The organism is Streptomyces sp. PKA51 (genome assembly GCF_057552455.1).
Genome location: NZ_BAAJPZ010000006.1, coordinates 132,251 through 146,900, shown reverse-complemented (window position 1 = coordinate 146,900; position 14,650 = coordinate 132,251). Strand labels below are relative to the sequence as shown.

Sequence of the window (14,650 nt, the reverse complement as noted above, 5' to 3'; positions counted from 1 at the left end):
TGTCCGGCCTACTCGTTGTGCAGCACCCCGGCGATCGTCAGCCGCGCCGCCGAACGGGCCGGGACCAGCGCGCCGAGGACCGCGATCGCGACCCCCGCCAGGGCCAGGACGACCAACTGCGGCGCGTGCCAGACGTCCTTCATGGACTCCGGGAACACGGCCACCCCCACGTGGTCCACCAGCAGCCGGTGCACGGCCATTCCCAGGGGTATCCCCAGCAGCCCGCCGACCGCGCCCAGGCCCGCCACGGACGTCACGGTCATCACCGTGACCTGGCGCGGCGTCATGCCGATCGACTTGAGCATGCCCAGGTCGCGGCGGCGTTCCCGGGTGTTCAGCAGAACCGTGTTGAAGACGCCCAGGGCGGCGACGGCGGTCAGCAGCACGGTGAACACCGCCGAGAAGCCCACGACCGTCGTGGTGGTGGTGTTCGCCGAGGCGCCGGGCAGCAGGTACAGGCCCGGGTCGGACGCCTTGACGGCCTTGGCGTACGTCTCGGGGTCGGCGCCGTCGGCAAGCCTGACCGTGTACTCGACGGCCTGCAGATCCGCATCGAGCTCGGCCAGGGTCTGCCAGCTGGATTCGATGGCACGGGGATTGCCCTCGATGAGTTCACCGACGAGGGTGACGCGTGCCTGCCTGCCGTTCAGGTACAGGGTGATCTCGTCGCCGACCGTGAGCCCGTGCTGGTTCAGGAACGCCGGCGCCGCCGCGGCCTCGCCCGGTCCGTGCGGCCAGTGGCCCTTGACGACCTCGGAGTCGTACATCCGGGTGTCCCCGCGGTAGAAGTCCGCGAAGGCGGTCTGGGTGTACCCGGCCAGGCGCACGGTGGTCAGGGCGCGGGCGGTCACCAGCTCCGCCCCGGGAAGGGCCCGCAGCCGGGCCTCGACCTGGCGGTCGCTCAGCTGCGGAGCCCTCTGGCCGAGCCCGGGCCTGCCCGCCTCCACGTTCACCCAGGCGGCGCCGTTGTTCTGGCCGTGTTTGCCGAAGGCGACCATGGTGCTGGTCAGACCGGTCGTCAGCGTCACGGTCGTGACGCCGAGGACGATGGCCGCCGTCGTCATGAGGGCGCGGCCCGGGCGGGCGAAGGGCTGGCCCAGGCCCAGGCTCACGGCGCGCGGCAGCCGGGTGCCGCCGAGCACCCGCTGGATGCGCAGCCCGCGCCCGGTGCGCGGGGCGTTGCCCGCGCTGATCGCCCGGGCCGCGGAGAGCCGGTGCGCGCGCAGCGCGGGGACCAGCGCGGCGAGGACGACAAGGGCGGGCATGCCCAGCAGGCAGACGGCGTACGCCCAGGGGCCGATGCCGATGGCGGCACTGCCGGTCTCGATTCCGCTGAAGGCGTCCCGCAGGAGGGGCTGCGCCAGCGCGTCGCCGATCAGGGTGCCGGCGACACAGCCGACCACCGCGGGCACGCAGACCGTCGTGAGGTAGACGGCGACCACCTGGTTCGGTGTGAAGCCCAGTGCCTTGAGCACCCCGATGTGCCGGTTGCCGGAGACGACCACGCCGCTGACCACGTTGCCGACGATCAGGGCGGAGACCAGCAGGCCCAGGACGCCGAAGACCGTCATGAACGGAAGGTAGGAATCGACCACCGCGGAGAAGGCCCGCTTGAGCGTGAGGGAGGACTGCGTGGTGGTCAGCGAGCCCGCAGGCAGCCCTGCGGTGGCCTGCGCCAGGCCGTCGCGGATCTGCCGGTCGGTGGAGGCGTTCGTGAAGCGGTAGAGCATCTGGACGGAGGCCGGGTGCAGCGCGGCCATCTGTTCGGGGACGACCCAGGCGCCGGCGGACTTGCTCATGCTGGTGGCGAAGCCGACGACGGTGAGCGCCGGGGCACCGCGCACCGTGAGCTTCGTCCCCAGCTGCTGCGGGCCGGGGGTGCCTCGGCCGGGCCAGTTGACGACGATCTCGCCGGGCCGGGCGGCCCAGCGCCCCTCCAGGAGGCCGATGCGGTCCACGGTGCCCCCGGGATCGGAGCGGCCCACGACCGTCAAGGGGCCCGAGGGGACCCACAGCCACTGTGCGGGTATGTCGACGGCGGCCTGGGGATACGGCCCCGCGGCGGCCTGGACGCCCGGCCGCCCGGCGGTACGCGCCAGCTGGGTGTCCGAGACCTTGCTCCGGTCGAAGGCCGCCACCGCATGGGCGCCGCACTGCTGGCCGAAGGCCCGCTCGAAGGGTGCCGAGGCGGCGCTCAGCAGGGTCAGCGCGAGCAGGACGGTCGTGGTGGAGCACAGCACGACGAGTCCGATGACGGCCGTTTGGACCTTGCGACGCTTCATCACTGCGCGCGCGGCCGACCAGACGGCGCTCATGCGGTCGGCTCCAGCGCGCTCTCGCGGGCCACCCGGCCGTCGGCCACCTCGATCAGACGGCTGGCGCAGCGGGTGGCCAGATGCGGGTCGTGGGTGACGATCAAAAGGGTCTGGCCGATCTGGTTGAGGTCGATCAGCAGGTCCATCACCTGCTCGCCCGAGCGGCTGTCCAGGGCGCCGGTCGGCTCGTCGGCCAGCAGCAGGGCCGGACGGTTCATCAGTGCCCTGGCCACGGCGACCCGCTGGCGCTCCCCGCCGCTCAGCGCGGCCGGGTAGGTGTCCTTGCGGTGGGCGATGCCGAGTTCGTCGAGGAGTTCCAGCGCGCGACGGCGTGCCTGCCGGGCGGAGGTCCCGGTCAGCTGGGCGGCCAGCGCCACGTTGTCCAGCGCCGGGAGGTCGTCGACGAGGTTGAAGAACTGGAAGATCATGCCGATGTGCCGCCGCCGGAACAGGGCCAGCCCGGTCTCGTTCAGCGTGCCGAGGTCCCGGCCGTGGACCTCGACGGTGCCGGATGTCGGCCGGTCCAGGCCCGCGACCATGTTGAGCAGGGTGGACTTGCCGCAGCCGGAGGGCCCCATCACGGCGACCGCGTCCCCCGCGCGGATCTCCAGGGACATCCCGTCCAGGGCCTTGGCGTCGCCGTACTGCTTGTGCACGTCGTCCAGCCGCACGACGACCTGCTGCGAACTGAGTGGATCATGAGTCATGGCACGAACCTAGGATCGGGGGGACGGGGCGGCGTCCCTCCCCGGATGCAACCGTACGGACCCGTCATCCCGGGGATGTACGCAGGTGGGCCCTGGGAATGATGCGGAGCGGGGGGCGGGGCTGCGAGGCTGACGGAGTGTGGAGTTCAGGGGTGGGGTGGCCGGTCGTCGCGCTGGCGGCGGCATGTGCTGCCGCCGGCTGGCTGGGGGCGGCCCTCGTCCGGGTGCGACGGCGCCACCGGTCGGCCATCGAGGAGCGAGGCCGGCTGCTGGAGCGGGAGCGGGAGAGCGCGGCACGGACCGCGGTCGACGCCGAGCGGGCCCGGATCGCGGCGGACCTCCACGACATCGTCAGCCACAACGTGAGCCTCATGGTGGTCCAGGCCGGTGCGGCCCGCGAGGTGCTGGCCACCATGCCGGACGAGGCCGCGGCCGCGATGGCCGCGGTCGAGAGCGCCGGACGCAACGCGATGACGGAACTGCGGCACCTGCTCGGCCTGCTCGCCCCCGCGCAGAACGGCGACGACGAGCCCTACGGTACGGATCTCTCGCCCCAGCCGAGCCTGAGCAGGCTCAGTTCGCTGATCGACCGGTTCGCCTTCGCCGGCCTGCCCGTGGACGTACGCATCTGCGGGGAACCGCGCCCGCTGCCGGGCGGAATCGATGTCACCGCCTACCGGATCGTCCAGGAGGCCCTGACCAATGCCCTCAAGCACGGAAACGCGGTGAAGGCCGAGGTGACGGTGCGCTACGCCGATCACTTCCTGCGGGTCGAGGTCCTCAACAGCGGGCCGAGCGTCCTGACGGCCGGCGGCCTCGCCTCCCCCGGCGGCCCGGCCGCCGAGCGGGCGGACGGAACCGGACGCGGCCTGCTCGGGCTGCGCGAACGGGTCGCCGTCTACGGCGGCGACCTGGACGCCCGCCGCCGCCTCGGCGGCGGCTACCGTGTCCGCGCCCGGATCCCCCTGGACCGGCCATGACACCCGCCGAATCCGCCCCCCGCGTCGTCGTCGCCGACGACCAGGAACTCGTCCGCACCGGCTTCCGGCTGATCCTGACGGCCCGCGGAATCGACGTGGTGGGCGAGGCCGCCGACGGGGCGGAGGCGGTGGCAGCCGTGCGCGGACTGCGGCCCGACGTCGTGCTGATGGACATCCGGATGCCCACCATGGACGGCCTGGAGGCCGCCCGCCGCGTCCTCGCGCAGGCCCCGGACTGCCGGGTGATCATGCTGACCACCTTCGACCTCGACCGCTACGTCTACGCTGCCCTCGCCGCCGGCGCCAGCGGCTTCCTCCTCAAGGACGTCACCCCCGAACACCTCGCCTCCGCCGTGCGCCTGGTCAGGACCGGCGACGCACTGCTCGCCCCCTCGATCACCCGCCGCCTGGTGGAGCGTTTCGCCGGAGGCACCAGCGCCCCCGGGCACGGGACCCCGGCCGTCCACCGCGACCTGGCCGCCCTGACGCAACGGGAGCGCGAGGTGCTGACGCTCATGGGCCGGGGGCTGTCCAACAGCGAACTGGCGCGGACGCTGACACTCAGTGAGGCGACGGTGAAGACCCACGTGGCCCGGATCTTCGCCAAACTCGCCCTGCGCGACCGGGCCCAGGCCGTCGTCCTCGCCTACGAGACAGGACTTGTCTCTCCGGGTGACCCCGCCGAAGCCGCTCGGCAGAGACGCTGAGGCGTGTCCGGCGGATCGGCGCCCCGCAAGGGGCGCGGGCACGGCCGCGCGACCGGCTCTCGGGGCGGACCCGGCCCATGGAGTCGAACTCACCCCGTGGGCACGGCCCGCTCCCTCACTCCTTGGCGTCCGCGTAGCACTCCACCACCGCGGTGGTGAAGGGGAAGCGCACCGGTGTCGCGCCGAAGGCGAGGCGGCCGGCGTGGTCGCCGGCCGAGCGGATGGCCTCCGCCACGGCGGGGGCCTCCTCGCGGGGGCAGTGCACGATCAGCTCGTCGTGCTGGAAGAAGACCAGCTCCGCCTTGAGCCCGGCTGTCGCCTGCCGTACCAGGGCGAGCACGATCAGCGCCCACTCGGCGGCGCTGCCCTGGACGACGAAGTTGCGGGTGAACCTGCCGCGTCGGCGGGCGCCCGCCGTGCCGCCGGGGGCGGCCGGCTCCTCGTCCTGGGGCAGGCCCGCCTCCTCGGCGAGCGCGGTGGAGGACGGCGGGCACGTGCGGCCCAGCCACGTGCGGACCAGGCGGCCCTCCTCCCCCGCCCGCGCGGCGTCGTCCACGTACGCCACGGCCCGCGGGAAGCGGCGGCGCAGCTCGGCCAGGTGCCGCAGGCCGTCGCCGGACGTCTGCCCGTAGATCGCCCCGAGGACGGCCAGCTTGGCGCGGTCCCGGTCGCCGGCGAACAACCGCTGCGACAGGCCCGCGTACAGGTCGTGCCCGGTGCCCGCGACCTCCATCAACCCCGGATCGCGGGAGATCGCGGCCAGGACGCGGGGCTCGATCTGGTCGGCGTCCGCGACGACCAGGCACCAGCCCGGGTCGGCGACCACCGCGCGCCGCACCACCCGGGGGATCTGCAGCGCCCCGCCGCCGCGCGTCGTCCAGCGGCCGGTGACGGTGCCGCCCGGCAGATACTCGGGGCGGAAGCGGCCCTCGTGCACCCACGCCTGCAGCCAGGCCCAGCCGTGGGCCGTGTGCAGGCGGTAGAGCTTCTTGTACTCCAGCAGGGCCGGCACGGCCGGGTGGTCGATGTCCTGCAGCTCCCAGGCGCGCGTCGAGGACAGGGCGATGCCCTCCCGGGCGAAGGCCCGCACGATGTCGGCGGGCCGGTCGGGGCGCACCCGCGCCCCCGGGCCGAACGCCCGGGAGACCTCCTCGGCCAGCTCCGCCAGGCGCCGGGTCTCCTGGCCGCCGGGGTAGCGCTCGCCCAGCAGCGACGTCAGCAGTGCGTGGTGGACGTCGGCCCGCCACGGCACCCCGGCCCGCCCCATCTCGGCCGCCACCAGCGTGCCGGCCGACTCGGCGGCCGCCAGCAGGCGCATGCGCTCGGGGTGCACCGTACGGGCGGTACGGGCCAGCTGGTCGGCGTACACCTCGCGCAGCGCGGTCAGCTCGTCCGTCCCCGCGGGCAACGGCACCGGGCCCGGCTCGAACAGCGACGGCTGCCCGCCGGCCGTCGCCGTCCGCACGGGCGCGTCCTGCGGGACGGGCAGGCGGTGCAGCCGCGCCCAGGCCGCCGCCAGCGACCGCGGCTGCCCGGACTGCCCCTCCTCGTGGCCGATCAGCAGCGCCTCGGCGGCCTCCACGTCGTAGCACCGCTCGACGTGCAGGCCGGCGGCGAGGAGAGTGCCGTAGGACTCGGCCGTGGACCGCCAGATCCACCGGTCCACGGCGGGCCGGGACCCGACGGCCTGCACGAGGGAGGGCTCGCGGAGGGTGGGGCCGGCGGGGTGCCCTGCGTCGTCGACGGGGCACAGGTGCACGCCCCCGTCGCGCGCGTCGGCCACCACCCATCTCATGGGGTGAGTTTCGCACCGGGGTCTGACATCGCCCTCAGGTCCGCGCCTGCGGCGGGGCCCGGGGGCAGCCTCTACGGGGTGCCGTGGCTCAGCGCCGGGTGCCCACCGGCTCGTCGTGCCGTGCCGGGCGCGACGACGCCACCGTGCGCGAGGGGCCGCCCGAGGGCCCACGGCGTAGCGCCGCCAGGCCGACGCCGGCGAGGACGATCAGGCCGCCCAGCCCCGCCATCGGGCTCGGTACCGAGCCGAGGAGCAGGGCGTCCAGTGCGAGGGCCGCCACCGGCACCGCGTACAGGACCAGGGAGCTGACGGAGGCCGTCGCGGCCTGCAGGACGCGCGACCAGGTGCAGAACGCCAGGACCGTGCAGCCCAGACCGAGCCACAGGACCGCCGCGTGCTGCTGCCATCCGGCGGCCGCGGCCTGCGTGACGGCGCCGGGGGCGAAGAAGAGCAGGGGCAGCAGTCCGAAGAGGCTGCCGTAGAAGATGCAGTCCATTCCGGAGTACCGCTGCAGCAGCGGCTTCTGCAGGACGAAGGAGGTCGCCTGGGCGGCCGCCGCGAGCACGATCATGGCCATGCCGGAGCGGGTGCCGCCGCTGCCGCCGGCGAGGGCGACGACGAGGGCGCCACTGAGGGCGACGAGGAGGCCGGCGATGCCCCAGGGGCCGGGCCGTTCGCGCAGGACGAGCATGCCCAGTGCGGTGGCGAAGACCGGCGAGGTGGCCACGAGCATGGCGGCGGTGCCGCCTTCGACGTGGCGTTCACCTGCGTAGAGCAGGAGCTGATAGGCGGTCATGCCCGTCAGGCCGAAGCCGGCCATGCGCAGGGCGTCGCCGCGGCGCAGCCGGCCGATGCGGCCGGTCAGCAGGCACGGCAGCAGCAGGGCGACGGCGGTGACCAGGCGCAGGACGGCGATGGACTCCGGGGCGTAGCCCTCCAGGGCCATGCGGATGGCAGGGAAGGCCGAGCCCCACAGGACCGCGGTCGCGGCCATGAACTTCCACGGGGTCAACGGAAAACACCGCCTATCGGCTCGGTATGCGTCGAACGTTTCGACGATGTTGCCGAAGCTACCGAGAATCGACTCATAAGTCGAATAACAGATTCCTCTTATATCCCCAAGGGATTCTTTGAGATTGCACGGACGGCCTCTCCGCCGCGCCGCGCGGCCCGCGCTCCCGTACCCTCGGACGGGGGACCCGCGCGCAGTGGCGCACGCCGACGGCGAAGGAGCAGTGGGTGATGAGCGGCCTGGAGACTGCGGACCATGTCAGCGTGCATCTGAGCGGATGCGGCACGGCCGACGCGGGCGTCGTCTTCGGCGCCCTGGAGGCGGCCTTCCCCGGCGGCACGGAGCCCGACGCGAGCCGGAGCGCCGCCGGCCAGCGGACCGGTGAGGGCGCTGCCACCATGTGGTGCACGGTGGTCGACGCCCGCACGCGTACGCCCCGCGGGGCGCCCTCGGCGGCGCCGCTGACCGGCGGCGTGGTGGCCGACCTGTTCGGCGCGGCCGATCCGGTGCGCCAGGTCGAGGAGGAGCTGGCGGCCGTCTTCGACGTCGAGCACCAGGGCACGGTCCCGGGCGAGCACGAGCTGGAGGTCAGGCTGCGCCTGGCGCCGCGCCCGGACGCCTGACGGCCGGCCGCGGCCGGCGGCCGCACGGCGCCGCGTCCCGCCCTGAGGCGAGGAGGCACAGGCCATGACGCACGCGCACCATGCGGGACGGCACGACGCGCCCTATCTGCCCATCGAGGACCACGGGATCATCGGGGACCTGCACACCGTGGCCCTGGTCGGGGCGGAGGGCACGATCGACTGGTGCTGCCTGCCCCGTTTCGACGCGCCCTCGGTCTTCGCCTCGCTGCTGGACGCGGAGCGCGGCGGGTTCTTCTCGGTGCGGGTGCCGGAGGTCGAGCGCACCAAGCAGATGTACCTGCCGGATTCCAACGTTCTGCTCACGCGCTTCCTCGCCGAGGACGCGGTGGCGGAGCTGTACGACTTCATGGTCCCCGACCACCCCGCCTGCACCGCGGGCGGCACCCGGCAGATCGTGCGCCAGCTGCGGGTGGTGCGCGGCAGCGCCAGGGTGGACGTCGAGTGCCGCCCGGCGTTCGACTACGCCCGCGCCCCGCACGAAGTGGCGCTGGTCGAGGGGGTCGGCGCGGTGTTCACGAGCCCGGCCGGCCACCTGGTGCTGCGCTCCTCCGTGCCGCTGCGCGCCGACGGGGACGCGGCGCTGGCCACGGTGGAGCTGTCCGCCGGGCAGGCGCTCTCCCTCGCCGCCCAGTGGGAAGGCCGGGCGCGGCCGGTGGACGGCACGGAGGTCGACCGCCTCCTGGACGACACCCTGCGCTACTGGGACGGCTGGCTGCGCCAGTCCCGCTACCAGGGCCGCTACCGCGAGACGGTGGAACGCTCGGCCCTGGCCCTGAAGCTGCTGGTGCACCAGCCGACCGGCGCCCTGATCGCCGCTCCCACCACGTCGCTGCCGGAGTCGCCGGGCGGCTCCCGCAACTGGGACTACCGCTACACCTGGGTGCGCGACGCCGCGTTCACGCTGTACGCACTGATGCGGCTGGGCTTCACCGAGGAGGCGGCCGGGTTCGTCGACTGGCTGCACGACCGGTGCGTGGAGGCGCCGCCGGACACCGGGCTGCAGGTGCTCTACGGCATCGACGGCCGCGCCGGGCTGCCGGAGACCGAGCTGACCCACCTGGCCGGCTACCGCGGGGCCCGTCCGGTGCGGATCGGCAACGCCGCGTCCTTGCAACTGCAGCTGGACATCCACGGCGAGCTGATGGACTCCGTCTACCTGTACAACAAGTACGGCGAGCCGATCTCCTACGAGTTGTGGGAGGCGCTGAGCCGGCAGCTGGAGTGGCTGGAGAAGCACTGGGAGGAGCCGGACGACGGCATCTGGGAGACCCGCGGGGGCCGGCGCCGCTTCACGTACTCGGCGCTGATGACGTGGGTGGCCTTCGAGCGGGCCATGCGCATCGCCCGCCACCGCGGCATGCCCGCCCCGGTCGAACGCTGGCGCGACGCGGCCGCCGCGGCGTACCGGTACGTGCAGAACAGCTGCTACTCCCACGAGCTGGGGGCGTACGTGCAGTACGCGGACAGCGACGTGCTGGACGCCTCGCTGCTGGTGATGCCGCTGGTGAAGTTCGTGGGCCCGGCCGACCCGCGCTTCCTGTCGACCGTGCGGCGGCTGGAGGAGCAACTCGTCAGCGACAGCCTCGTGCACCGCTACCAGGCCGACGGCGCCGACGGGTTCACCGACCGGGAGGGCACCTTCAACCTGTGTTCCTTCTGGTACGTCGAGGCCCTGGCGCGCGCCGGCCGGGTCGGCGAGGCGCGGTACATCTTCGAGAAGATGACCACCCACGCCAACCACCTGGGCCTGTACGCCGAGGAGATCGGCCCGGCGGGCGAGGCCCTGGGAAACTTCCCGCAGGCCTTCACCCACCTGGCACTGATCAGCGCGGCCACCAATCTCGACCGCGCGCTGGCCACGCAGCGCGGCGCGGTGACGCGGCACTGCCGCCGCTGAGGGCCGTTGAGGGGCGCTGAGGGCCGCTGAAGGCCGCTGAAGGTCGCGGCGGGCGTCACCCGGTGGCCGTCACCCGGCAGCGGTGACCCGGCCGCCCAGCTCCACCACCCCGTCGCCGAGGAAGCGCGTGAGGATCTGCGAGCCCGCGCCCTGCCGCACGGTCAGGGAGCGGCCCAGCTCGACGGTCAGCACCAGGGCGGCCCCGCCGGTGGCCTCGTCCTCGGCCACTCCGTCGCCGCGTCGCGGGAAGCCCCGCGCCCTGACGCGTCCGGCGACCTCGTCCTCCCAGGCCCAGGCGTACAGCCAGCCCTCCCCCGGCGGCGGGGCGGGCAGCTCGTCGACCTCGGCGACGGTGGCGAAGCGCTGCGTCCGCCGGCCGGGGACCCAGGCGGCCCGTCCCCGGATCCAGGTGAGTCCGTCCTCCTGCCAGGTGGGCACCTCGCCCGCCGGTGGGCGCAGGACGTCCACCGGCTCGCCGCGGCTGCGCAACCAGGACGCCACACCGACGAGCGGGTGTCCGGCGAAGGGCAGCCGCGTGCTGGGGGTGTGGATGTCGACGCGCCCGGTCCGGGCGTCGTCGACGAAGACGGTCTCGCTGTAGCCGAGTTCGGCGGCGAGGTGCCGGCGTTCGCGTGCGCCGGGGACGGCCGCTGCGTCCATGACGACTCCGAGGGGATTGCCGCCCGTTCCGTCCGGGCCGGTGAACACCCTTACCGCGACATGATCAACCATGAGCTGATTCAATCAGCTTCGCTCGGCTTCAATCGGCGTGAGGAGCGGTGGTGGGCGAGAACAAACGGCGCATGCGGGCGGGCGAGTGGTATGTCCCCGACGATCCGGAGCTGGCCGCGGACACCCGGCGGCGGGCGGAGCTGTGCGCGGCGTTCAACGCGGCGTCCACGGCCACGGCGCCGGAGCGCCGCGCGCTGCTGGAGCGGCTGCTCGGCTCGGTGGGCGAGAGGGTGAACGTCCGGCCGCCCTTCCACTGCGACTTCGGCTACCACATCAGCCTCGGCCCGGGGACGTTCGTCAACTTCGGGGCGGTCTTCCTCGACGCGGCGCCGATCACCGTCGGCGCGGACGTGCAGATCGGGCCGTACGTACAGCTGCTGACGCCGCTGCACGAGATGGCCGCCGAGCGGCGGCGGGCCGGCTGGGAGCGGGCGCTGCCGATCTCCGTCGGCGACAACGTCTGGCTGGGCGGCGGAGTGATCGTCTGCCCCGGGGTGGACATCGGCGCGAACACGGTCGTCGGAGCCGGCTCCGTGGTCACCCGGGACCTGCCGGCAGGCGTGCTGGCCGTGGGCAATCCGGCACGGGTGGTGCGCGAACTGCCGGAGTGAGGAGCCCGGGGCCACCGGCTGCGCCATACGGGTGAGGCGGAAGTGTCATGTGATGCTTCTGGGCGGGAAGAGGCACAAAGTGCCTGAACTCATCGACCCCCTGACGACCCTGGTACGGCGCCACCGCGAACCCGCCGTCGTGCAGGCGGTCCGCTCGACGCTGGCCGCGGTGATCTCCTATGTGGTCGCCCTGCAGCTGAGCAACGAGCCCCTGCCGCTGACGGCACCGCTGACCGCGCTGCTCGTCGTCCAGGTCACGCTGTACTCGACGCTGACGACCGGCATCCGCCGGGTCAACTCCGTGGTGGCCGGCGTCCTGATCGCCATCGGCTTCAGCGTCCTGGTGGGCCTGACCTGGTGGAGCCTCGGCCTGATCATCCTCGCCTCGCTGATCATCGGGCGGTTCGTCCGCGCGGGTGAATTCGTGCCGGAGGTGGCGATCAGCGCCATGCTGGTGCTCGGGGTGACCAGAGTGGCCGCCACCGCCTGGGACCGGGTGCTGGAGACCCTGATCGGCGCCGTGGTGGGCCTGCTCTTCGACGTCCTGTTCGTCCCCCCGGTATGGGTGCAGCCCGCGAGCGAGGCCATCGAACAGCTCTCGCGCCGCATGGGGCAGTTGCTGCGGCACGTCGGCGAGGAGGTCACCGGGCACACCCCGGTCGCCGAGGCGGCGGCCCGGCTGCACGAGGCCCGCCGGCTGGACCACGACATCGTCCAGGTGGACGCCTCCCTGCGGCAGGCCGAGGACAGCCTGCGGCTCAACCCCCGCGTCCGCGAGGGGCTGCTGTTCCGCGTGGTGCTGCGCACCGGCCTGGACGCCCTGGAGATCGCCGCGGTGGTGCTGCGGGTGCTGTGCCGCACGCTGACCGACCTGGCCAAGGAACGGACGGGCGAGCCGATGTTCACCCCCGAGGTGGCCGAGGCCCTGCGGGAGGTCTGCCACCACCTCGCCCGGGCGGTGGAGAGCTTCGCGGTGCTCATCACCACCCAGGTCAGCCGCAACGCCGAGAAGGCCGAGGACCGGCTGATGGAGGAACTCGCCGCCGGCCGGGCCGGCCGCGACCGCGCCGCGCACCTGCTCCTGGAGGGCGTGCAGCGCCACCCGCGCCAGTGGCAGCTGCACGGCGCACTGCTGGCCGAGATCGACCGCATCCTCGACGAGCTGGACGTGGAGAAGCGCACCGAGCGCCTGACCGAGGAGCTCGACCGCGCCACCCGCGAACAGCGCGAGCGCTACCCGCTGCTGCACCGCGTCCAGCGCCGCCTGCGTAGCAGCGGCTACGGCTGGCGCCGCGGCTGGTTCGCCAACCGCGACTGAGGCCGCTCGTCAGCCTCGTGCAGCGACGCGCCAGGCCGTCAGGAGTGAAAACCAGAAACCGGACATCCGTGGCTGCATGGCGACTCGGTTTCCCGCCCGGCGGACAAGCTCACCGACCACGGCTTGGGCAGGTGGTGCACGGAGCCGGCTGACCCGGCCTGACTAAGGGGTTGGCAGCTCGGCCGCCAGATCCCATACCCGTACGCTGCCGTCCCCGCTGCCGGTGAGAGCGAAAACACCTTCGTCGAGCCGCGTACACACCACCGACGTCACGGACCTGCGGTGCGCTTGCAGTACGGCAAGCTGCCGACGACCGGTGAGGTCCCAGACCCGCACACTGCCGTTCCCGCTCCCTGCAACCGCGACGGGTCGCCCCTCCAGCTCCACGCATGCCACTGCCGATACCCCTGCATCCTGCCTCAAAGCAAACAGCTCCTGACATGTGGCAAGGTCCCACGCCCGCAAACTGCCGTCGACGCTCCCGGTGAGGGCCACACAGCGCTCGTCGAGGCGTGCGCACGTCACCGCGGCCACCGCGTTGATGTGGCCCTCCAGGACGGCCACCTGAGTACGGCTGGCCAGATCCCACAAACGGACACTGCAGTCCTCGCCCCCGGAGACGGCCATGGCGCGGCCGTCGAGGTGGACACATGACACCGACGGGACTCCAGCAGTATGGCCTCGCAGCACGCCGATCTCGTTCCGATCGATGAGGTCCCACAGGCGCACCGTGCAGTCGGAACTTCCGGTGACGACAGCAGTCCGCCCGTCCAAGGAGGTACCGGCCACGGACTGCACGGTTCCCTCATGGCCTTCGAGGGTCGTCATCTGCCGTTGAGCCCTCAGGTCCCATACCCTGACGGCGCAGTCCCCACCACCGGTGACCGCGATGGGGCGGCCCTCAAGGTCCAGGCACGCTACCGCCCATGCCGAGGCCGCGCCTTTGTGGCCTTCCAAGGCCACCATGTTCGATGCCGCCACATCCCACACGTGTACTGCGCCACCACCGTTTCCAGTAACGGCAAGCAGTCGGCCGTCAAGGTCCGCGCACGCCATTCCGAGGATCTGCGCGGTGGGGTGGACGAGGGACTTGCGTGAGACGGGTCTCGCCCCAGGGGCGGACCGGTCCGGGGGAGGCGGCGCCGACGGAGTGCGGCCAACCTTGGCAGCGATCCAGAGCCGGTGAAAGTGGTCAGGGTCTCCGCCCAAAGCCTGGACTACCAGAGCGGTACGCGGCCACCGGGGCAGGCGTGCTCCGGACAGGATGCGATGCACGGCGTCGTGGCTCACGTACTCGGCGGCAGGAAGTGCGCGGATCCTGCGTGATATCTCCCGCAGACTCGGCTCCCCTGCCTGGAGGTGCAGCAATCGGAGAGCAGTGCGGAACTCCTCGTCGGAACCTGCCGACCTGCCGCTCGCCACAAGCATCCCCCCAGCCGGTTGCCGTAAGACACCGTCCAATTTTGTCAGGAAAGGTCAGAGGCCGTCAGGCCGTCCACAGTCCAGCCGGCACCGTCCCACCGGTCGGCGGCCTGCGCCGTAGCGATGTGTCGCAATGCATCTGACCTGCACTTTCCCAACCACCACCCAGGGAAGAGTCAAGGCGCAGGCCCTTCGCCCACGGAGGTTGCGCTCCTTGCACCGCGCTGCCCACGGCCAGCCTCCGCCCGGCGACCTCGTTCCCATGGACGGTTGGAGGATTCGATGGCGCTTCCCGACAGGTCCCCTTCAGGGACCGACAAGAAATCGATTGCCCCTGCCCGTAGCCGAGCCGAACTGGTGATGTTCGTCGTCATACTCATCACCGTTCTGACGCTCGCTGCGCTCGGCCGGATGGAGCCGGGCACGCTGGCCGACGCTGTCACCCTGGCAACGCTGTGCACCAGCCGGCGCCGCGGCTGGTTCGCCAACCGCGACTGAGGTCCTGCCCCC

Annotated in this window: 13 protein-coding genes; 7 read left to right on the top strand and 6 right to left on the bottom strand. The window is 72.9% G+C overall.

The window, feature by feature from the left end; translation table 11 throughout:
- Nucleotides 1–8: 8 nt before the first annotated feature.
- Nucleotides 9–2,315, bottom strand: a complete 2,307-nt coding sequence (locus tag AC27L3_RS12085; RefSeq protein ID WP_487234010.1) for an ABC transporter permease — start codon at nt 2,313–2,315, stop codon at nt 9–11.
- Nucleotides 2,312–3,022, bottom strand: a complete 711-nt coding sequence (locus AC27L3_RS12080) for an ABC transporter ATP-binding protein (protein ID WP_487234009.1) — start codon at nt 3,020–3,022, stop codon at nt 2,312–2,314. Before AC27L3_RS12080 ends, AC27L3_RS12085 begins: the two co-directional genes overlap by 4 nt.
- Nucleotides 3,023–3,174: 152 nt before the next feature.
- On the opposite strand from AC27L3_RS12080, the gene AC27L3_RS12075 reads away from it, so the two are divergent.
- A complete protein-coding gene (locus tag AC27L3_RS12075; RefSeq protein WP_487234008.1) occupies nt 3,175–4,002 on the top strand; it encodes a sensor histidine kinase in 828 nt (275 codons plus the stop codon).
- Nucleotides 3,999–4,709 carry a response regulator gene (locus AC27L3_RS12070; protein ID WP_487234007.1) on the top strand — a complete coding sequence of 237 codons (711 nt, stop codon included), beginning with the start codon at nt 3,999–4,001 and terminating at the stop codon, nt 4,707–4,709. Before AC27L3_RS12075 ends, AC27L3_RS12070 begins: the two co-directional genes overlap by 4 nt.
- A gap of 115 nt (nt 4,710–4,824) precedes the next feature.
- Here AC27L3_RS12070 and AC27L3_RS12065 read toward each other — a convergent pair whose 3' ends face one another.
- The gene (locus tag AC27L3_RS12065; protein WP_487234006.1) at nt 4,825–6,504 is read right to left on the bottom strand and encodes a bifunctional 3'-5' exonuclease/DNA polymerase; all 1,680 of its coding nucleotides are present in this window, start codon (nt 6,502–6,504) and stop codon (nt 4,825–4,827) included.
- Between the two features lie 88 nt (nt 6,505–6,592).
- Nucleotides 6,593–7,498, bottom strand: a complete 906-nt coding sequence (locus AC27L3_RS12060) for a DMT family transporter (RefSeq protein ID WP_487234005.1) — start codon at nt 7,496–7,498, stop codon at nt 6,593–6,595.
- 248 nt (nt 7,499–7,746) lie between these two features.
- Between AC27L3_RS12060 and AC27L3_RS12055 the strand changes: the two genes are divergently transcribed.
- The gene (locus AC27L3_RS12055) at nt 7,747–8,139 is read left to right on the top strand and encodes a hypothetical protein (protein ID WP_487234004.1); all 393 of its coding nucleotides are present in this window, start codon (nt 7,747–7,749) and stop codon (nt 8,137–8,139) included.
- A 64-nt stretch (nt 8,140–8,203) separates the two neighbouring features.
- The gene (locus AC27L3_RS12050; RefSeq protein WP_487234003.1) at nt 8,204–10,057 is read left to right on the top strand and encodes a glycoside hydrolase family 15 protein; all 1,854 of its coding nucleotides are present in this window, start codon (nt 8,204–8,206) and stop codon (nt 10,055–10,057) included.
- A gap of 69 nt (nt 10,058–10,126) precedes the next feature.
- On the opposite strand, the gene AC27L3_RS12045 is transcribed toward AC27L3_RS12050, so the two are convergent.
- Nucleotides 10,127–10,789, bottom strand: coding sequence for a PhzF family phenazine biosynthesis protein (locus AC27L3_RS12045; RefSeq protein ID WP_487234002.1), 663 nt, complete (start codon nt 10,787–10,789; stop codon nt 10,127–10,129).
- A gap of 50 nt (nt 10,790–10,839) precedes the next feature.
- On the opposite strand from AC27L3_RS12045, the gene AC27L3_RS12040 reads away from it, so the two are divergent.
- Both AC27L3_RS12040 and AC27L3_RS12035 read left to right on the top strand, forming a co-directional pair.
- Nucleotides 10,840–11,400 carry a sugar O-acetyltransferase gene (locus AC27L3_RS12040; protein WP_487234001.1) on the top strand — a complete coding sequence of 187 codons (561 nt, stop codon included), beginning with the start codon at nt 10,840–10,842 and terminating at the stop codon, nt 11,398–11,400.
- A 79-nt stretch (nt 11,401–11,479) separates the two neighbouring features.
- The gene (locus AC27L3_RS12035) at nt 11,480–12,718 is read left to right on the top strand and encodes an FUSC family protein (RefSeq protein WP_487234000.1); all 1,239 of its coding nucleotides are present in this window, start codon (nt 11,480–11,482) and stop codon (nt 12,716–12,718) included.
- A gap of 162 nt (nt 12,719–12,880) precedes the next feature.
- Here the strand turns inward: AC27L3_RS12035 and AC27L3_RS12030 are convergent, their stop codons facing one another.
- Complete coding sequence (locus AC27L3_RS12030) at nt 12,881–13,546, bottom strand: WD40 repeat domain-containing protein (protein ID WP_487233999.1); 666 nt, start codon at nt 13,544–13,546, stop codon at nt 12,881–12,883.
- Nucleotides 13,547–14,422: 876 nt separating this feature from the next.
- On the opposite strand from AC27L3_RS12030, the gene AC27L3_RS12025 reads away from it, so the two are divergent.
- Entirely contained in the window at nt 14,423–14,638 is a 216-nt protein-coding gene (locus AC27L3_RS12025) for a hypothetical protein (RefSeq protein WP_487233998.1), read from the top strand.
- The last annotated feature ends 12 nt before the right edge of the window (nt 14,639–14,650 follow it).